The sequence below is a fragment of the Flavobacterium sp. 25HG05S-40 genome (genome assembly GCF_052654735.1).
Map to the genome: position 1 here is coordinate 2,624,047 of NZ_CP199750.1, position 20,356 is coordinate 2,644,402.

Here is a 20,356-nt window from a genome sequence, read left to right on the forward strand (position 1 = left end):
TAAAAGCAAATATACAGTATTGATTTTAGATTTAGATTCCAGCCACAGTTTTTATCTCATCAATGATTTTCAAAGCCAAATCATCAGCCAACTGTTGTGTCTGGGCTTCGGTATAAATTCGGATAATTGGTTCCGTATTGGATTTTCTTAAATGCACCCAATTTTCGGCAAAGTCGATTTTCACTCCGTCAATGGTAGTGATGTCTTCATTTTTATACTTTTCGGTCATCGCAACCAAAATTGCATCCACATCAATTTGCGGTGTCAGTTCAATTTTGTTTTTGCTCATATAATACTGAGGATAAGACGCTCTTAACTCGGCAACTGTCATATCAAGGCTTGCCAAATGGGTTAAAAACAACGCTACCCCAACCAAGCTATCGCGACCATAATGCGATTCCGGATAAATGATTCCACCATTCCCTTCTCCTCCAATAATAGCATTGGTTTGCTTCATCATCTCAACCACATTTACTTCTCCGACGGCACTTGCCTGATAGGTTCCGTTATGTTTGTTGGTAATGTCCCGCAAAGCACGTGAGGAACTCATATTGGAAACTGTATTTCCCGGAGTTTTGCTCAATACATAATCGGCACAAGCCACCAAAGTATATTCTTCACCAAACATTTCACCATCATTCGAAATGAAAGCCAAGCGATCCACATCGGGATCTACAACAATTCCGAAATCCGCTTTTTCTTCGACTACTAGTTTACAAATATCTCCTAAATGCTCTTTTAACGGTTCCGGATTATGCGGAAAATGTCCGTTAGGTTCGCAGTATAATTTGACGCACTCTACGCCCATTTGCTCCAATAATTTCGGAATGATAATGCCTCCAGAAGAATTTACTCCGTCCACGACAACCTTGAATTTTCTTTTAGCAACTGCTTCTGCATCTACTAAAGGTAAATCCAAAACCTCATCAATATGAATATCCATATAAGCATCATTGACGGTAATTTCGCCCAACGAATCGACATCTGAAAAATCAAATCGTTCCGCTTCGGCTATTTCCAAAATCATTTCGCCTTCTTTTCCGCTTAAAAACTCGCCTTTAGCATTTAATAACTTTAATGCATTCCATTGTTTCGGGTTGTGTGACGCTGTCAGAATGATACCACCATCAGCTTTTTCTAAAGGCACAGCAATTTCGACAGTTGGCGTCGTGGACAATCCCAAATCAATTACATCAATGCCCAAACCGATTAAGGTATTCACGACCAAATTATGAATCATTGGTCCCGAAATACGCGCATCTCTTCCAATAACTACTTTTAGCTTTCTTCCCGCTTCCAACGTTCCGCTTCCAGTTTTTAGAAACGTTCCGTATGCCGAAGCAAACTTTACGGCATCAACCGGAGTTAAATTATCGCCTACTTTCCCGCCAATAGTACCACGTATTCCTGATATCGATTTGATTAAAGTCATCTTTATTATTTTGAATTTTGAAATGTTAAATTTTAAATGTTTACAAATATAAAGAATGGCATTTTTCAATTCTAATTTAAAATTCAAAATTTATAATTTAAAATTCCTAAATTAGGCACATGAACTTCCTAGCCCACATTTATCTTTCCGGCAACAACGATTTGTTAAAAATCGGAAATTTTATGGCGGATAGTATTCGAGGGCATAGTTATGATGTGTATCCGATGGAAATCCAAAAGGGAATTCTACTTCATCGTTTTATTGACAGTTTCACTGATATGCATCCGGTTTATAGACAAAGTAAGCATCGGTTACACGAAAAATACGGACATTATTCAGGAGTGATTATGGATATTTTTTATGATCATTTTTTGGCCAAAAACTGGAAAACCTATTCCGATGTTACGTTAGAAGAATACGCTCAAACCTTCTACAAATTGCTACAAGATAATTATGATATCTTAACGGAAAAAGCGCAGGGAATGTTGCCCTATATGATGGGAAGAAACTGGCTGGTCAGCTATGCCTCCATTGCGGGTTTGGAAATGATTATGTTTCAAATGGATCACCGAACCAAAAACCGGGTTGCCATGCACGAATCTATAGTCGAGCTTCATCAATATTACACCGAATTTGAAAACGAATTCACTATTTTTTTCGAGGAACTACAACAGCAATGCGCTGAAAAAATGAGAGAATTAAATGGGTAAAACCACAAATGCACAATTGATTTTTTAAGATTTATGAAAAAGATTGCACTATTGTTTTTATTCATTGCTTCATCGCTTTATGGCCAAAAAGGACTCGTTGCCGATAAAGCTATGGTGGTTTCTGCTCGTGAAGAAGCTTCTAAAATTGGTTTTGAAATGATCAAAAAAGGCGGCAATGCCTTCGATGCGATGATTGCAACTCAATTAGCACTTGCTGTCGCCTATCCTTATGCCGGAAATATTAGCGGCGGTGGATTTATGGTATACCGAAAAGCAAATGGCGACATTGGCTCTCTAGATTTTCGCGAAAAAGCGCCCTACAAAGCGACGAAAAACATGTATCAAGACAAAAAAGGGAATGTGATTCCAAACCTAAGCACCGATGGCGCTTTATCTGTAGGCGTTCCGGGAAGCGTGGCCGGGATTTTCGAAGTGCATCAAAAGTTCGGAAAACTACCTTTGAAAGATTTGTTCGAACCAGCAATCGATTTGGCAGAAAAAGGCATTGTCGTAACTGAAAAAGAAAAAGCCAAGCTTGATGAATATCGAGAGATCATTGTAAAAATAAGCGGAGACAAAACCTTATATAACAAGACTTATAATGTAGGTGACACCATTAAATATTCGGCTTTAGCCAATACCTTGAAGCAAATCCTAAAAAACGGAAAAGACGAATTCTACAAAGGAAAAACAGCAAAAAAACTGGTAAAATTTCTCCAACAAAAAGGAGGCCTTATTTCGATGAAAGATTTAGCCGATTATAAAGCCATTTGGCGTCAGCCGATAACGTTCCAATACAAAGAACTAAACCTTATTTCAATGGCTCCTCCTTCGAGCGGTGGCATCACCTTGGCGCAAATCATGAAGATGATTGCCTCGCATGATGTCAAAAAATTGGGACATAATTCTACTGAATACATTCAGCTTTTAACTGAGGCCGAACGCAGGGCTTATGCCGACAGAAATTACTTTTTGGGCGATCCCGATTTTGTAAAGATTCCGCAAAAAAAATTGTTAGACGATGCCTATCTCAAAAACCGAATGGCAAGTTTTTCATTTGAAAAAGCAACACCATCAACCGAAGTCAGCCACGGAAATATCAGTGTATACGAAAGCGATGAAACCACCCATTATTCGATTGTAGATTCCGAAGGTACTGCCGTTTCAGTAACTACAACCCTCAATGGCGCTTATGGTTCTAAACTCTATTGCGACGCATTGGGTTTCTTTTTAAACAATGAAATGGATGACTTTTCCTCAAAACCCGGAGTTCCCAATTACTACGGATTAGTGGGTGCCGAAGCCAATAGTATAGCGCCACAAAAAAGAATGCTTAGCTCGATGACACCCACGATAGTTGAGAAAAATGGTAAACTCCTAATGCTTTTAGGTTCACCTGGCGGTTCCATGATTATTACTTCGGTTTTACAGACCATTTTGAATGTATATGAATTCGATATGGGGATGCAACAAGCGGTAAACGCCCCAAGATTTCACCACCAATGGCTTCCGGAAGATGTGATGGTAGAGCCCGGGAAATTTGATGCAATCACCCTAGAAAAACTTTCGACTAAAGGCTATAAAATCAATGAAAAAACAGCGCCCATTCTCGGTAAAGTAGATGCTATCCTAGTGCTTCCCGATGGAAAACTCGAAGGCGGTGCAGATTTTCGAGGCGATGATAAGGCAGTTGGATTTTAGATTACCGAATTTAGTTTTCAAAATTCATAATTTAAAATAGTATTTTAGCAGATTCAAAGATTTGAAAAAATGCCAAGCAGTAAAGCCTCTAATTTTAAAATTGTTTTCAGAAGTATTTTCAGAAGAATCGAAAACCTGATTTTCCTTTTGAAAGACCGAGTAAGTGAAAGGAATTTTATTTACATAGCAGCTGTTTTGGTGGCCATCACTTGCTCCTTTGCCGTAATTATTCTGAAAAGTTTTGCCCACAATATCTTTCTTTGGGCTAATGACATCAACAGCTTCTTAAAATTACCATACATCAACAGTTTACTGCCTATTGCAGGTATTTTATTGACCGTATTCGTAATTCGAAATTTTCTAGGCAATAACCTTGAAAAAGGTAGTTCTAAAATACTTTACGCCGTGGCCCGAAAAGGAGGTATCGTTCCTAAAAAGCAAATGTATGCCCAAATCGTAACAAGCTCTCTTACAGTAGGCTTAGGAGGTTCAGCCGGATTAGAAAGCCCCATTGTGATTACCGGAGCGGCATTTGGCTCCAACTTTGCTCAAAAATACCATCTATCTCAAAAAGATCGAATTCTGCTCTTGGCCTGTGGTGTTTCGGCTGGAATCGGAGCGGCGTTTAATGCACCTATTGCCGGAGTTTTGTTTGCTATCGAAGTGGTTCTGACGGATGTTTCTATTTCTGCATTTATTCCGATTATGATATCGGCAGCAACCGGAACGTTAGTGTCTAAAATCTCCCTAAGCAACGATGTTATCCTGAATTTTGAGCAAACGCTTAAATTTGATTATCACAACACCCCTTTTTATATTTTACTCGGATTACTCGCGGGTTTTGCTTCGCTATATCATGCGCGTAATTTTCAAAAAACAGAAAAATTTTTCGGCACTTTTAAGAATAAAGGCTATCGCAGAGCCTTATTTGGTTCGGTCATTCTGGCAATTCTGATTTTCTTTTTCCCAACGCTGTTTGGTGAAGGGTATGAAAGCATTAAAATATTAGCCTCGAAAAATCCGGGCATTTTATTAGACAATACCATGCTCGAGCAATTCAAAAGCGAATGGGTTTTGTTGGCTTTTGTTGGCGTAACCATGATGTTAAAAGCCTTTGCTACGGGATTAACCTTAGGAAGTGGTGGTAACGGAGGTAACTTTGCTCCATCGCTTTTTGTAGGTTCGTATCTTGGTTTTTTTGTAGCCAAAACAGTAAATCTATTAAACTTCACAAATCCGCTTCCAATAGCCAATTTTACCATTGTAGGTATGGCTGGAATTTTGAGTGGCTTATTTCACGCACCTTTAACCGCGATATTTCTGATTGGGGAAATTACCGGAGGCTATGATTTAATGGTGCCGTTGATGATTGTATCGTCCATAAGCTACGCTGTTTCCAAACAGTTCGAAAAACATTCCATGGATGTCAAAGCCCTAGCCGATAAGGGCGATGTTTATACCAGTGACAAAGACAAGAACATTCTGCAAAGCATCGATGTTTCTAAACTCGTTCAGCAGCATTACAAAACGGTTACTCTTGAAAATACTGTTGAAGACGTTGTAGCCATTTTTGCTACTTCGGAACAAAAAAATATTCCTGTGATTGATGCTGAAAAAAAACTCGTTGGCATTATCGATTTTGAAGTGGTAAAGGCTACCATTTTTAATCCGTATCGGGTAAAATTTATGCTGATTACCGAAATCATGAATCAGCCCGATGCCCTAGTCCTACTCGAAGACAAAGTAGAAAAAGTGATGAAGCAGTTTGAGGCTTCCAACAGTACAATTCTTCCGGTAATTCAAAAAGGAAAATACTTCGGTTTTTTATCTAAAATTGATATTCTAGAAAACTACCGCCAGCGACTAAAAGAGATGGTAATAGATTAATTTCTTTTAACAATAACTTCTTAACTGTCTCTCCAAAATTTCTTTGTAAAACAGTATCTTTGCGTTTTGCAAAAATGCTATGATAGATACCGAAAATACAATTGAAGTTCTTGGTGCCCGAGTCCACAATCTTAAAAATATTGACATTACCATTCCCAGAGAAAAACTGGTCGTTATCACCGGACTTTCAGGCTCGGGAAAATCATCCTTAGCTTTTGATACCATTTATGCCGAAGGACAGCGTCGCTACATCGAAACTTTTTCGGCGTATGCACGACAATTCCTTGGCGGATTGGAACGTCCCGATGTGGATAAAATAGACGGATTGTCTCCCGTAATCGCCATCGAACAGAAAACTACGAGCAAAAGTCCGCGTTCCACCGTTGGAACCATTACCGAAATCTACGATTTCCTTCGTCTACTGTATGCCCGTGGTGGAGAAGCTTATAGCTATGTCACCAACGAAAAAATGGTTTCCTACTCCGACGACCAAATAAAAGAATTGATTGTCCAAAATTTTACCGGAAAACGCATCAATATCTTAGCGCCTATCATCAGAGCCCGAAAAGGACATTACGCCGAGTTATTCCAGCAAATTACCAAACAAGGCTTTCTGAAAGTACGCGTTAATGGCGAAGTGCAGGATTTGCTTCCCGGAATGAAATTAGACCGCTATAAAACCCACGATATCGAAATTGTTATTGACCGAATAGTCATTGAGAATACGGAAGACAACGAAAAACGACTGACTGAAAGCATCAAAACAGCGATGTATCACGGCGAAGACGTACTGATGATTTTGGATCAGGACACTAACGAAGTACGCTATTTCAGTAGAAATCTGATGTGCCCCACGTCTGGAATATCCTATCAAAATCCGGAACCAAATTTGTTTTCATTCAACTCTCCTAAAGGCGCCTGTGAAACCTGTAAAGGCTTGGGAACGGTTCACGAAATCAATTTAAAAAAAATCATTCCCAACCCAAAGCAATCCATCAAAAATGGCGGTTTTGCACCGTTGGGCGAGTATAAAAGTTCTTGGATTTTCAAACAATTGGAAATCATCGGAGAGAAGTTTGGCTTTGCCTTGATCGATCCTATCGAAAAAATTTCTGAAGAAGCCATGCAGGTCATTTTGTTTGGTGGAAAAGAGAAATTCTCCATCGAATCCAAAACCTTAGGCATCACCAAAGAATACAAAATCGAATTTGAAGGCATTTCGCATTTCATCAAAAACCAATTCGATGAAAGTCCGTCCACTTCTATAAAACGCTGGGCAAAAGAATTTATGGACGAAGTAAACTGTCCTGAATGTCATGGTTCCCGTTTGAAAAAAGAGGCCATGTATTTCCGAATTTATGAGAAAAACATCTTCGAATTATCGACCATGGATATCTCAGAATTATCAGCTTGGTTTGACGATTTAGACCAACATCTTAATGAAAAACAACGAATAATTGCTACTGAAATCGTCAAAGAAATCAAAGACCGACTGCGCTTTTTAGTCAATGTGGGCTTAAATTATTTATCGATAAACCGCAGTTCCAAATCGCTTTCGGGCGGCGAAGCGCAGCGTATTCGTTTAGCAACGCAGATTGGTTCGCAATTGGTAGGGGTTTTGTATATTTTGGATGAACCCAGCATCGGTTTACACCAAAGAGACAATGAAAAATTAATCCATTCACTCGAACAACTTCGCGATATTGGGAATTCAGTTTTGGTCGTAGAACACGACAAAGACATGATTGAACGTGCCGATTATGTAATCGACATTGGACCAAAAGCCGGAAAATTTGGCGGAGAAATCATCAGTAAAGGAACTCCGAAGGAATTGCTCAACGAAAACACCATTACGGCGCAATATCTGAATGGAAAAATGAAAATTGAAGTTCCGAAAAAACGTCGGGAAGGCAATGGGAAATTTCTAAAGCTGACCGGAGCAAGCGGTAACAATCTGAAAAATGTTTCCATCGAATTGCCTTTAGGAAAACTTATATGCGTCACCGGAGTTTCAGGAAGCGGCAAATCAACACTGATTAATGAAACGCTCTACCCTATTTTGAATGCCTATTATTTCAACGGCGTCAAAAAACCGCAGCCTTATAAAAAAATGGAAGGCTTGGAACATATTGATAAAGTAATTGATATTGATCAGAGTCCGATTGGAAGAACCCCACGTTCGAATCCGGCCACGTATACCGATGTCTTTTCGGAAATCAGAAGCTTGTATACGCAAACGCCGGAAGCTATGATTCGAGGGTACAAAGCCGGAAGATTTAGCTTTAACGTTTCGGGCGGAAGATGCGAAACCTGCGAAGGTTCGGGCGTACGAACGATTGAAATGAGCTTTCTTCCTGATGTTTATGTAGAATGTGAAACCTGTCAGGGCAAACGATTTAATAGAGAAACTTTGGAAATTCGGTACAAAGGAAAATCCATTTCAGATGTCTTGAACATGACGGTGGATGAAGCCGTTCCCTTCTTTGAGAACATTCCGAAAATCTATCGTAAAGTCAAAACCATCCAGGATGTTGGATTGGGTTATATCACTTTGGGACAACAGAGCACCACGCTTTCGGGCGGCGAAGCGCAACGGATTAAATTGGCTACCGAACTGTCTAAAAAAGATACCGGAAACACCTTCTACATCATGGACGAACCCACAACAGGACTGCATTTTGAAGATATTCGCGTGTTGATGGATGTCATCAACAAACTGGTTGACAAAGGCAATTCGGTTTTGATCATCGAACACAATATGGATGTTATCAAACTAGCGGATTATATCATCGATATTGGACCTGAAGGCGGTAAAGGCGGTGGAGAAATCGTAGCAAAAGGCACTCCAGAAGACATCATCAAAAGCAAAAAAAGCTATACGGCTCCGTTTTTGAAAAAAGAACTGGAATAAATTATTTTAAATTTTAAATTTTGAATGAAATCATAGCTGTGAATCAAATAATTTAAAATTTATAATTCAAAATTCAAAATAGTAAAAAAATGACTAACCAAATTGAAATCACTACACCACGATTGATTCTAAAAAGCATCACGCCTGCTATCATTCATGAGCTATTCAATACCAAATCAGAAGAGGAAATTAAGTCTTATTTTGGTTATGCCGAAGCTTATGATTATTATAAAATCATGCACGAAAAAGGTATGGAAACACATCGAATTTCTATGTTTTACTTTTTGTTAATTGATAAAGAAAGTGGCTCACCTATTGGCGAATGTGGTTTTCATTCCTGGAATACAACCCATAATCGTTCGGAAGTATTTTACTATATGAAAGATGAAAATAGCAAGCAAAAAGGCTATATGACAGAAGCTTTGAAAGCTGTTTTGAAATTTGGATTTACAACCTTAGGCTTACACCGAATTGAAGCTTTAATTGCCGCAGAAAATGAAGCTTCCTTACGATTATTACTCCGATACGGATTTTCAAAAGAGGGAACCATGCGCGAAGATTATGTGGTCAACGGAAAAAATGAAGACTCCGACTGTTATTCCTTACTAAAATGGGAATGGGAAAGAAACTATTCTGAATGAAACCGCACAGAAAACCAAATAATTCAAAATTTAAAATAAAAAAAAGTATTTTCGCAGGCTCGAAATAGCATAAATAACAGCATAAAACAAATACCATGAGGAATGAAGAGTTTCTAGATGAAGATGATAAAATTCAGGATAAATTAAAGCAAAAACCTTGGAACGAAATACGAACCAACGATTCTTGGGCGATTTTTAAAATCATGTCGGAATTCGTCAACGGTTACGAATCGATGGCGCGTATCGGACCTTGCGTTTCTATATTTGGATCTGCCCGAACCAAACCCGATACCAAATACTATTTGTTGGCGGAGAAAATTGCTTATAAAATCAGCAAAGCCGGATACGGAGTCATCACAGGTGGTGGTCCCGGAATCATGGAAGCCGGAAACAAAGGAGCACACAATGGCGGTGGAACTTCGGTAGGTTTGAATATCGAACTGCCTTTTGAACAGCACTATAACCCGTATATTGACAAAGATAAGAACCTTAATTTTGACTACTTCTTTGTTCGAAAAGTAATGTTTGTCAAATATTCCCAAGGATTTGTGGTGATGCCGGGCGGATTTGGAACTTTAGACGAATTTTTTGAAGCCGTTACCTTAATCCAAACCAAGAAAATTGGAAAATTCCCTATTATTTTAGTCGGAACCGAATTTTGGTCTGGCTTATTAGAATGGATTAAAACGGTAATGATCGAAAAGGAACACAATGCCAATCCGATGGATATGGACTTAATCAAAGTGGTGGATACAGAAGATGAAGTAGTAGAAGTTTTGGATAATTTCTACAAAAAATACAATCTGAGTCCGAACTTTTAATAAAGCAGTTAACCACAAAGAATTCTGAGAAATAACGTGCTGCCCATCGTGAAAATCTTGGTGTTCCTGGTGGTTAATTTTATACTATTTTAGAGGATGTTTTTCAACTCGCCACATTTTGCCATTTTCTTACCAATAGTATTTCTGTTGTATTGGTTTGTGGGCAACAAATCTAAAATCAATCAGAATTACATTTTGATTCTGGCGAGTTATTACTTCTATTCTTGTTGGGATTATCGGTTTTTATTTCTGCTGATTTTTTCCACCTTACTCGATTACTTTTCTGCCATCCAAATTGAAAAAAGCACAACTCAGAACAGCCGAAAGTTTTGGCTCTGGCTCTGCATTTCCATCAACATCGGCTTTCTAGGAATCTTTAAATACTATAACTTTTTCGTAGCCTCGTTCACCGATTTGCTCAATTCCGTCGGATTCCAAGCCAATCCGTTATTGCTGAAAGTGATTCTTCCTGTTGGGATTTCGTTTTACACGTTTCATGGTTTGTCGTACATCATCGATATTTATTATGGCCGAATCAAATCGGAGAAAAACTTCGTCGATTATTCGCTGTTCGTCAGCTACTTTCCCCTTTTAGTAGCCGGACCAATAGAAAGAGCCACGCATCTTTTACCACAATTAAAAGTCAGAAGAAAATTCGACTTCGAAAAAGCTAAAGAAGGCATCTATCAAATCGTTTGGGGTTTGGTCAAAAAGGTCGTTATTGCCGATACGTGCGCTAATTATGCTAACGAGATTTTTAATCACTCCAACTCGATGAATTCGCTTTCTCTGATGTTAGGCGCCGTGTATTTTGCGTTCCAGATTTACGGCGACTTTTCCGGTTATTCCGATATTGCTTTGGGAACATCCAAACTGTTCGGAATCGATTTGCTGAAAAACTTTAATTATCCTTATTTTTCAAGAGATATTGCTGAATTCTGGCGACGCTGGCACATCTCGTTAACGACATGGTTTCGGGATTATTTATACATTCCTCTTGGCGGAAGCAAAGGGTCTAAAGGACTCAAAATCAGAAATACATTCATTATTTTTTTGGTAAGCGGATTTTGGCATGGCGCCAATTGGACGTTCATTGCTTGGGGCTTTATCAATGCTTTATATTTCCTTCCGCTATTGCTCTTAAACCGAAACCGGAATAATATGGAGGATTTCAAAATAGGTTTCAATATTTCTTCTTTACAGATTCTTTTCAATATTGTTATCACCTTCGCTCTTACCTGTTTTGCCTGGATCTTTTTCAGAGCCAAAACCATACAGGATGCTGTTGATTATATCAAACGTATGTTTACCAATCTTAATTTTTCAGAACAATATTTTACCATAGAACGCTATAATTATGAAATCGTTTTGATGCTACTTTTGTTTGTCATCATCGAGTGGAACAACCGAACCAAAATAGAACCAGTTTCGGGGAAAAACAGTTGGCTGAAATTGAGTTTATGTCTTGCTGCCATCGTCGCTTTGGGCGTATTTTCGGATTATAAAGAGTTTATTTATTTTCAATTTTGATGCAAAAGTTTTTTCAATTTATACTAAAAAGTATGGCCTTGCTCATCCTCGTGATGATACTGCTCGACATAGCCTATACTTTGGTATATCAACAAACCGATGACCGCAATAAAATCAGCTATTTATATCATTCGAAAGACCAAAACTACGATGTGGTTTTCTTAGGTTCCTCCCGAGTAAACAATCATTTTGTTCCCGAAATTTTCAACAAAAAAGGCTATAAGACGTTCAATTTTGGCGTCACACGTTCCCGATTAGAAGAATCGGCTTTAATGTTAAAATTGATGATCGAACGCAACTACAAGATCAAAAATCTCATCCTTCAGGTAGATTTGAATATTAACACCAATGATCATTCCGAAGCCATTCGCTCCTTGTTTATGCCTTATCTGCATCAATCGGAAATTATCAGAGACCATTACAGAGTGATTCCCGAATATAATAAACTACTTTATATCCCGTTTTACAGATATTTGCACTATGATGCTCGAGTTGGATTTAGGGAAATGTACTTCTCACTTGTTCATAAGAAAACAAATGCGCTCGAAAATGACGGATTTAATCCGTTGAAATCAAATTCAGGTAAAATGGTTCCGGCCGATTTATCTAAATATTACCCGAAACGAAATGTAGGTTATGAAGAAATTAAGGCCATTTGTAAAAAGAATAACATTAATTTAATTGCCATTACGACGCCTATGTGCATGAGTACCATCAACAGAGATTATTTTAATCATATACAATCGGTTTACCCGGAAATCCATCGAATGGAAAATGCCGTAACTGAAGATAAATACTTCTCCACTTGTGGTCACATGAACAAAGCCGGAGCCGTTGCTTTTACCAAGGTAGTTTTTGACGCCTTTTTTAAACCCAAAACCAATCCTTGAAAAAACTAAACTACATACTGTTGCTTTTTTGTTGTATCGCCTCAGCGCAGCATCATTCTAAAATGACAGCTATCATTGACACAGACCAAAAAACAATCAATGTTACCCAAGAATTAACGTATTTCAACCAAAGCAACGACACCTTGAGTAGTATCGTTTTAAACGATTGGATGCATGGTTATAGTTCGAAAAACACGCCGTTGGCGGCACGTTTCTCGGACGAATTTGAAAGAGCGTTCCATTTGGCCAAAGAAAAAGAACGCGGTAGCACCAGCTCAATTACTATTTCAGATGAAAAGCAAGCGTTGTCTTGGCAAAGAGATGAAAAGGTTCCTGACGTCATCACTATTTCACTCAACGAAAAGGTACTTCCGAACCAAAAAGTAACATTCACATTAACCTATTCCGTAAAAATTCCGAGTGACCGCTTTACAAAATATGGCTATAATGAAACCGGAAAAATGTACCTTAAAAATTGGTTTTTGGTTCCGGCACGCTATGAAAATAACGCTTTTGTAAAATACAACAACCTAAATCTGGACGACAGTGCCAATGCGCTTTCAGATTATCAGGTGACGGTTCAGGTGCCGCAAAATTTCGACATTCATTGTGACCTAAATGAAACTGGAAAAGAGGTCATTAATGGTTTCCATCAGTACCAACTTAGTGGAAAAAACCGTTTGGATTTTAATCTTTTTCTAGACAACAAAAAAGATTTTGAAATATATAAAAGCGGCAATTTTGAAGTCGTTTCCAATCTGAAAGACAATAGACTAAACGACATTCAAAGAGCGCTGATTGTGGATCGCATTGTAACGTATGTTAGTGAACATTTGGGCAAAAGTCCCCATCAAAAAATTACAGTTTCGCAAACAGATTATGATAAAAATCCGTTTTACGGTTTGAACCAATTGCCACTATTTATTAGTCCGTTTCCCGATGAATTCTTATATGAAATCAAGTTTCTGAAAACCTATTTGCACAATTATCTGCATAGCACTTTACAACTCAATCAGCGAGAAGAAGCTTGGATTTATGACGGAATTCAGGTGTACATTATGATGAATTATATTAACGAATTTCATCCCGATGCCAAAATGATGGGTAATGTAGCCCGATTTAAATTAGTAAAAGGTTACAATCTGGTTTCGCAGGATTTTAACGGTCAATACAGCTATTTGTATATGCTGATGGCCCGAAAAAACTTGGATCAACCGCTGTCCAATTCGAAAAACACCTTGATTCGTTTTAATGAAAAAATTGCCTCGAAATACAAGGCTGGACTTTGTTTCAAATACTTAGACAGTTATCTCGAAAATAATGTAGTGCCAAACAGCATCAAAGAATTCTATACGCTGAATACAAACCAACAAACCGACAGCTCGGATTTTGAAAAGATACTGACGGCCAATGCACCTAAAAATATTGATTGGTTTTTCAAAACGATGATTGGTTCGCGAGACATCATCGATTATAAATTTGAAAACGTCAGTAAGACCAAAGAAAGCATCAGCTTTTCTATAAAAAACAAAACCGAAACGAAGGTTCCGATTTCTGTATACGGTATAAAAAACAAAGCTATAGTCTTCAAAAAATGGTTCGATGTTCTCGATAAAGACAGTATTTATTCGCTTCCGAGAAATAATGCTGACAAAATCGTTATCAATTATGAGAATGAAGTTCCGGAGTTTAACCGAAGAAACAATTGGTACTCGTTGCGCAGTTTCCATTTCAATCGTCCTATAAAGTTCAATTTCTTCAAGGATTTGGAAGATCCGTATTACAATCAGATTATTTACATTCCAACGCTGGAATACAATTTATACGATGGCTTTTTACCCGGAATCCGTTTTCACAACAAAACAATTTTGGACAAACCGTTCATCTTCGATTTAAATCCGACCATTTCCACCAAAACCCAAAGCCTTTCCGGAAAAGGATATTTGTATGTGAACCAGTTTAACAGAGATAGCAATCTGTACTACATTCGTTATATGATTAGCGGAAATTATCTGCATTATGCTCCGGATGCTTCGTATACCAAATTGGCGCCGACTGTTTTTCTGAACTTTAGACCCAAAAATTTAAGAGACAATAGAAAGCAGGCCATCATTATAAAAGAAATCATTGTCAGCAGAGAGAAATCGGCTTTTACGGTAGATGAAAACACGGAAAATTATGCTGTTTTTAATGCTAAATACTATAATACCAAAACCGAAGTCACGAATCATATTTCATTTTTAGGCGATTTCCAATATGAGAAAAGCTTCGGGAAATTAGCGGCTGAAATCCAATACAGAAAACTTTTTGATAACAATCGTACTTTGAATCTGAGAGTATTTGCCGGGACTTTTTTACACAACAAAACGACGTCCAACTATTTTGATTTTGGATTGGATAGACCGTCGGATTATCTTTTTGAAAGTGACTATTTAGGACGTTCAGAAACGTCGGGAATCTTTAGTCAACAGTCTATTATTTCGGATGGTTTTTTTAAATCCATTTTGGAAACGCGAACCGCGAACAGATGGATGGCAACCACCAATGCCTGTTATACTATTTGGAACTGGATTGATGTTTATGGCGATATTGGTATGTTCAAAAATAAAGACATCGCACCCAAATTTGTATACGATAGTGGTATCCGATTAAATTTAGTTACCGATTATTTTGAATTGTTTCTACCGGTTTATTCGAATAATGGCTGGGAAATTGGACAACAAAATTATGGCGAAAGAATCCGATTTATCGCCACTTTTAGACCGGAAACACTTATCAATCTTTTCACAAGAAAATGGTTTTAAAACAGGACTAAAACTATTTTATTTTAGATATACTGTTACGTATTCTGCTTTTTGTTGAGTATTTTTCAATACAACTTCTTTTTAAAGCTAATAAATTACAGATAATTAAAAATATATTTTCGTCGGAGAATATACTTTGTTACTACTTTTTATTTAAATTTGTTACTTCACGAAATACTGTACCACTATGTCAGAGACTACCTCTAAAACCGAAATCACTTTTGAAGACTTCAAACAAGAAGTTTTACAGGATTATAAAATTGCCACCATCAGTAGAGAATGTAGTCTGTTAGGACGCAAAGAAGTACTTACGGGAAAGGCAAAATTCGGCATCTTTGGCGACGGAAAAGAAGTACCGCAATTGGCTATGGCAAAAGCTTTTCAAAACGGAGACTTCCGTTCGGGTTACTATCGTGATCAAACGTTCATGATGGCTATTGGTCATTTGTCTATCCAACAATTTTTCGCCGGATTATACGGTCATTCCGATTTGGAACATGACCCCATGAGTGCCGGACGTCAAATGGGCGGTCATTTTGCAACACATTCCATTGACGAAAACGGCCATTGGAACAACCTTACACAACAAAAAAATTCTAGTGCCGATATCTCTCCTACAGCCGGACAAATGCCGAGATTACTAGGATTAGCTCAAGCATCCAAAATCTACAGAAATGTTTCTGGTTTAGAAGGCTTTTCGAATTTTTCATCGAACGGAAATGAAATCGCTTGGGGAACCATCGGGAATGCATCAACTTCTGAAGGATTATTTTTTGAAACCATTAATGCTGCCGGAGTTTTACAGGTTCCGATGGTCATCAGTGTTTGGGATGACGAATACGGAATTTCGGTGCACGCGCGCCATCAGACCACAAAAGAAAACATCTCTGAAATCCTTAAAGGATTCCAAAGAGACGACCCGAGCCAGAATGGCGAACTGGCGAAGCAAAATTGTAAAGGCTACGAAATTCTCACCGTTCAAGGTTGGGATTATCCGGCTTTAGTCGCCACTTATGAAAAAGCCGCCGAAATTGCCCGTGAAGAACATGTTCCAGTTTTAATTCATGTACAGCAATTAACACAACCGCAAGGACATTCTACTTCAGGTTCACACGAACGTTACAAAAATGCCGAGCGATTAGGCTGGGAAGCTGAATTTGATTGTTTGGCTCAAATGAGAACGTGGTTGCTTCAAAATGATTTGGCAACTACCGAAGAATTAGAAGCCATAGAAAGCGCTTCTAAAAAAGAAGTTTTGGAAGGCAAAAAGGCCGCTTGGTCAGCATTTGTCGCTCCAACCAAAGAAGAGCAACTGGAATTAGTTTCGTTACTGAATACTTTAGCTTCATCAAGTGACAAGAAAGCGTTTATTGAGAAAGAAGCTTCTGATTTAGCTTCGATAAAAGAGCCTATTCGTAAAGAAATACTATCCACAGCGCGTAAAGTTTTACGTATGATTGTTGCTGAAAACGGCAGACAGGAATTGGCAAGTTGGATAACCTCCTACACTAATAAAATTCAGCCAAAATTCAGTTCCCATTTGTTTTCTGAATCCGATAAAAATGTCTTAAATAGTACCGAAATTGCAGCAACTTATGATGCATCCGCAGAAGATGTAGATGCACGATTAGTATTGCGCGACAACTTTGATGCGATCTTTTCAAAATATCCTGAAGCGTTGATTTTTGGTGAAGATGCCGGAAATATTGGCGATGTGAATCAGGGATTAGAAGGTATGCAAGAGAAATACGGAGCACTTCGTGTTGCCGATGTCGGAATTCGGGAAGCTACCATTCTCGGACAAGGAATTGGAATGGCAATGCGTGGCTTACGTCCCATTGCTGAGATTCAGTATTTAGATTATTTATTGTATGCTATTCAGATCATGAGCGATGATTTAGCTACCCTTCAATACCGAACCAAAGGCCGTCAAAAAGCACCGTTAATCATTAGAACACGTGGTCACAGATTAGAAGGAATTTGGCATTCGGGTTCCCCAATGGGAATGATTATTAATGCGATTCGCGGTATTCACGTTTTGGTTCCGAGAAACATGACCAAAGCCGCCGGTTTTTACAATTCATTGCTAGAGACTGACGAACCTGCATTGGTTATAGAATGTTTGAATGGGTATCGCTTAAAAGAAAAAATGCCTACCAATTTGGGCGAATTCAAAACACCTATTGGCGTAGTGGAAACTATTAAAGAAGGTACCGACATCACTATTGTTTCTTATGGTTCGACATTACGAATTATTGAACAGGCTGCAAAAGAATTATTAGAAGTTGGTATTGATGTGGAAATCATCGATGCCCAATCGTTGTTGCCCTTTGATATAAAACATGACTGTGTGAAAAGCATTCAGAAAACCAATCGATTGTTGGTCGTAGATGAAGATGTTCCTGGTGGCGCCAGTGCGTTTATTTTGCAACAAATCATAGACGAACAAAACGGCTATAATCATTTGGACAGCCAACCACAAACTTTAACAGCAAAAGCACATCGTCCGGCTTACGGCACTGATGGCGACTATTTCTCGAAACCTTCAGCAGAAGATGTTTTTGAAAAAGTATACGCTATTATGCACGAAGCAAAACCGAATCAATATCCCAGTTTATATTAAGCCAAAAAAACTATGCAACCCAAAGAATTACTCGACTTAGCCAACGAATTTGGAAATCCGTTATATGTTTATGATGCGGATAAAATTGCTTCACAGTATAATCGTCTGTCCAAAGCATTCTCCAAAGTGGAAAAGTTGCGTATCAATTATGCAATGAAAGCGTTGTCCAATATTTCGATTCTGAAGCTCCTGAAAAGTTTAGGTTCGGGATTGGATACGGTTTCCATTCAGGAAGTACAATTGGGTTTGCATGCCGGGTTTACTCCGGATAAAATCATTTTTACGCCAAACGGTGTATCGTTTGAAGAAATTGAAGAAGTAGCGTCTTTGGGAGTTCAAATCAATATTGATAATCTTTCGGTATTAGAACATTTTGGTGCCAAACATCCAAAAACTCCGGTTTGCATTCGGATTAATCCGCATGTAATGGCTGGTGGCAATGAGAATATTTCTGTGGGACACATCGACAGCAAATTTGGCATTTCTATTTATCAGATTCCACATGTATTGCGCATTGTGGAGAATACCAAGATGAATATCAACGGAATCCACATGCATACAGGTTCTGACATTTTGGACATCGAAGTGTTTTTATACGCCTCGGAAATTTTGTTTGACACCGCAAAACAGTTCAAAAACTTAGAATTTCTGGATTTTGGTTCCGGATTTAAGGTTCCGTACAAAAAAGACGATATCGAAACCAACATAGAAGAATTAGGTAAAAAGCTAACCAAACGCTTTTTGGCCTTTGAAAAAGAATACGGTCGAGAGCTCACTTTAGCGTTCGAGCCTGGAAAATTTTTAGTCAGTGAAGCGGGTTATTTTTTAGCAAAAGTAAATGTAGTCAAACAAACTACGTCCACCGTTTTTGCAGGCATTGACAGTGGATTCAATCACTTGATTCGTCCGATGTTTTACGGTTCGCAGCACAGTATTGAAAACATTTCGAACCCAAAAGGAAAAGAGCGTTTTTATACCGTGGTAGGCTATATCTGTGAAACGGATACTTTTGCCAACAACCGCCGGATTTCAGAAATTCACGAAGGTGATATTCTTTGTTTCAAAAATGCCGGAGCTTATTGCTTCTCGATGGCATCAAACTATAATTCGCGCTACAAACCAGCAGAAGTTTTGTGGAAAGATGGCAAAGGACATTTGATTCGGGAACGCGAAACTTTGGGTGATTTACTTCAGAATCAAATTCTGCTTGACTTGTAATTCCGCATCGTATTCCATTTTTTTACAAAATAAATTACCAAGTGTTTTATAGAATTGTATATTAGTGCCGTAGCAAAACATTACTATAAAACATCTATGGGTTTATTACGATTTCTTTTAGCATTATCCGTTGTATTAGGTCATTCAAGCTCTCTTTTTGGGTTTGAATTTGTTGGCGGTGTGATAGCCGTTCAGTCCTTTTATGTGATTTCAGGTTTTTATATGACGTTAATTCTTAACGAAAAATACGTTGGTAAAAATGATTCCTATAAACTATTCATCTCCAATAGACTTTTGCGGCTTTATCCCATATATTGGGTCGTGCTACTCTTAACGGTATTGTATTCTGTGGTACTATCCGTTTCATCCAATGGGAATGATTTGGGGAGTTTTAGTTATTTCTATGAATACTGGGATTCCATGGGAATTGTTAGTATTATCTTTCTAATATTTACCAATTTATTTCTGTTCCTGCAAGATGCCGTTATGTTTTTCTCTCTAAACACAGACACTGGAAATTTATTTTTTACCTTGAATTTCCATAGAAATCCACCGGAACTTTATAACTTTTTGATGATTCCGCAAGCGTGGACTATTGGTGTGGAAATAGCGTTCTATCTTATTGCACCTTTTATTGTTCGGAGAAAACTTAAAGTGATTATTCCGTTAATTATTGCATCACTTCTTTTGAGGATAGTGCTATACTATCATTTCAATTTGAAAAACGATCCTTGGACATATCGCTTTTTTCCAACAGAATTGGTTTTCTTCCTTTCCGGCATTGTTTCGTACCACATCTATAAAAAGTTACAAACTATGGTGATAAAGGACGTATATCTCAAACTTGTTTGGCTTGGGGTTTTAGGAGCTACGATATTCTATAATTTTTTGCCCATACCTGGTAAAAAGTTTTTATATCTAAGTGGATTCTTCCTAGTATTGCCCTTTATATTTATGCTGACAAAAAACTGGAAAAGGGATGCTTACATTGGCGAATTATCCTATCCGATTTACATCTCACACATACTTGTCTTTGTAGTGCTGAAAGCGCTCAACATCCCAACTCTTGGTGGAATGGGACTAACACTAGCAGTAGTTACCATAGCTTTTTCAATACTTTTAAATAATTTGGTTGCTAAAAGAATTGAAAAAATCAGACAAAAAAGAGTGGTTGCCAGTCGTTAATCA

At 38.1% G+C, this 20,356-nt stretch carries 13 protein-coding genes; 12 read left to right on the forward strand and 1 reads right to left on the reverse strand.

The annotated features are described in order from the left end of the window. Window positions 1-31 precede the first annotated feature (31 nt). Window positions 32-1,432 carry a phosphoglucosamine mutase gene (glmM, locus tag ACULEU_RS11365; protein WP_445452706.1) on the reverse strand — a complete coding sequence of 467 codons (1,401 nt, stop codon included), beginning with the start codon at window positions 1,430-1,432 and terminating at the stop codon, window positions 32-34. A 119-nt stretch (window positions 1,433-1,551) separates the two neighbouring features. Between glmM and ACULEU_RS11370 the strand changes: the two genes are divergently transcribed. The 12 genes from ACULEU_RS11370 to ACULEU_RS11425 all read left to right on the forward strand — a co-directional run bounded on the left by ACULEU_RS11370 (window position 1,552) and on the right by ACULEU_RS11425 (window position 20,353). After that, the gene (locus ACULEU_RS11370; protein WP_445452707.1) at window positions 1,552-2,142 is read left to right on the forward strand and encodes an acyl carrier protein phosphodiesterase; all 591 of its coding nucleotides are present in this window, start codon (window positions 1,552-1,554) and stop codon (window positions 2,140-2,142) included. Between the two features lie 33 nt (window positions 2,143-2,175). Beyond that, the gene (ggt, locus tag ACULEU_RS11375) at window positions 2,176-3,843 is read left to right on the forward strand and encodes a gamma-glutamyltransferase (RefSeq protein WP_445452708.1); all 1,668 of its coding nucleotides are present in this window, start codon (window positions 2,176-2,178) and stop codon (window positions 3,841-3,843) included. A gap of 69 nt (window positions 3,844-3,912) precedes the next feature. After that, window positions 3,913-5,730 carry a chloride channel protein gene (locus ACULEU_RS11380; RefSeq protein ID WP_445452709.1) on the forward strand — a complete coding sequence of 606 codons (1,818 nt, stop codon included), beginning with the start codon at window positions 3,913-3,915 and terminating at the stop codon, window positions 5,728-5,730. Window positions 5,731-5,809: 79 nt separating this feature from the next. Then, window positions 5,810-8,641, forward strand: a complete 2,832-nt coding sequence (gene uvrA, locus ACULEU_RS11385) for an excinuclease ABC subunit UvrA (protein ID WP_445452710.1) — start codon at window positions 5,810-5,812, stop codon at window positions 8,639-8,641. 89 nt (window positions 8,642-8,730) lie between these two features. Next, window positions 8,731-9,282: a GNAT family N-acetyltransferase gene (locus tag ACULEU_RS11390; protein WP_445452711.1), complete on the forward strand. Its 552-nt coding sequence runs from the start codon at window positions 8,731-8,733 to the stop codon at window positions 9,280-9,282. 95 nt (window positions 9,283-9,377) lie between these two features. Then, entirely contained in the window at window positions 9,378-10,103 is a 726-nt protein-coding gene (locus tag ACULEU_RS11395) for an LOG family protein (protein ID WP_445452712.1), read from the forward strand. Between the two features lie 96 nt (window positions 10,104-10,199). After that, the gene (locus tag ACULEU_RS11400; protein WP_445452713.1) at window positions 10,200-11,633 is read left to right on the forward strand and encodes an MBOAT family O-acyltransferase; all 1,434 of its coding nucleotides are present in this window, start codon (window positions 10,200-10,202) and stop codon (window positions 11,631-11,633) included. Window positions 11,634-11,665: 32 nt separating this feature from the next. Continuing rightward, a complete protein-coding gene (locus ACULEU_RS11405) occupies window positions 11,666-12,523 on the forward strand; it encodes a hypothetical protein (RefSeq protein ID WP_445452714.1) in 858 nt (285 codons plus the stop codon). Continuing rightward, complete coding sequence (locus ACULEU_RS11410) at window positions 12,520-15,327, forward strand: aminopeptidase (protein WP_445452715.1); 2,808 nt, start codon at window positions 12,520-12,522, stop codon at window positions 15,325-15,327. Before ACULEU_RS11405 ends, ACULEU_RS11410 begins: the two co-directional genes overlap by 4 nt. A 187-nt stretch (window positions 15,328-15,514) precedes the next feature. After that, window positions 15,515-17,950 carry an alpha-ketoacid dehydrogenase subunit alpha/beta gene (locus ACULEU_RS11415; protein WP_445452716.1) on the forward strand — a complete coding sequence of 812 codons (2,436 nt, stop codon included), beginning with the start codon at window positions 15,515-15,517 and terminating at the stop codon, window positions 17,948-17,950. A 12-nt stretch (window positions 17,951-17,962) separates the two neighbouring features. Further along, window positions 17,963-19,168, forward strand: a complete 1,206-nt coding sequence (lysA, locus tag ACULEU_RS11420; protein WP_445452717.1) for a diaminopimelate decarboxylase — start codon at window positions 17,963-17,965, stop codon at window positions 19,166-19,168. Between the two features lie 96 nt (window positions 19,169-19,264). Next, window positions 19,265-20,353 carry an acyltransferase family protein gene (locus tag ACULEU_RS11425; RefSeq protein ID WP_445452718.1) on the forward strand — a complete coding sequence of 363 codons (1,089 nt, stop codon included), beginning with the start codon at window positions 19,265-19,267 and terminating at the stop codon, window positions 20,351-20,353. The last annotated feature ends 3 nt before the right edge of the window (window positions 20,354-20,356 follow it).

What these genes read in the sequence shown, in the direction of transcription:
- glmM (WP_445452706.1), bottom strand. Translation starts at nt 1,432, where the DNA reads ATGACTTTAATCAAATCGATATCAGGAATACGTGGTACTATTGGCGGG.
- ACULEU_RS11370 (WP_445452707.1), top strand. Translation starts at nt 1,552, where the DNA reads ATGAACTTCCTAGCCCACATTTATCTTTCCGGCAACAACGATTTGTTA.
- ggt (WP_445452708.1), top strand. Translation starts at nt 2,176, where the DNA reads ATGAAAAAGATTGCACTATTGTTTTTATTCATTGCTTCATCGCTTTAT.
- ACULEU_RS11380 (WP_445452709.1), top strand. Translation starts at nt 3,913, where the DNA reads ATGCCAAGCAGTAAAGCCTCTAATTTTAAAATTGTTTTCAGAAGTATT.
- uvrA (WP_445452710.1), top strand. Translation starts at nt 5,810, where the DNA reads ATGATAGATACCGAAAATACAATTGAAGTTCTTGGTGCCCGAGTCCAC.
- ACULEU_RS11390 (WP_445452711.1), top strand. Translation starts at nt 8,731, where the DNA reads ATGACTAACCAAATTGAAATCACTACACCACGATTGATTCTAAAAAGC.
- ACULEU_RS11395 (WP_445452712.1), top strand. Translation starts at nt 9,378, where the DNA reads ATGAGGAATGAAGAGTTTCTAGATGAAGATGATAAAATTCAGGATAAA.
- ACULEU_RS11400 (WP_445452713.1), top strand. Translation starts at nt 10,200, where the DNA reads ATGTTTTTCAACTCGCCACATTTTGCCATTTTCTTACCAATAGTATTT.
- ACULEU_RS11405 (WP_445452714.1), top strand. Translation starts at nt 11,666, where the DNA reads ATGGCCTTGCTCATCCTCGTGATGATACTGCTCGACATAGCCTATACT.
- ACULEU_RS11415 (WP_445452716.1), top strand. Translation starts at nt 15,515, where the DNA reads ATGTCAGAGACTACCTCTAAAACCGAAATCACTTTTGAAGACTTCAAA.
- lysA (WP_445452717.1), top strand. Translation starts at nt 17,963, where the DNA reads ATGCAACCCAAAGAATTACTCGACTTAGCCAACGAATTTGGAAATCCG.
- ACULEU_RS11425 (WP_445452718.1), top strand. Translation starts at nt 19,265, where the DNA reads ATGGGTTTATTACGATTTCTTTTAGCATTATCCGTTGTATTAGGTCAT.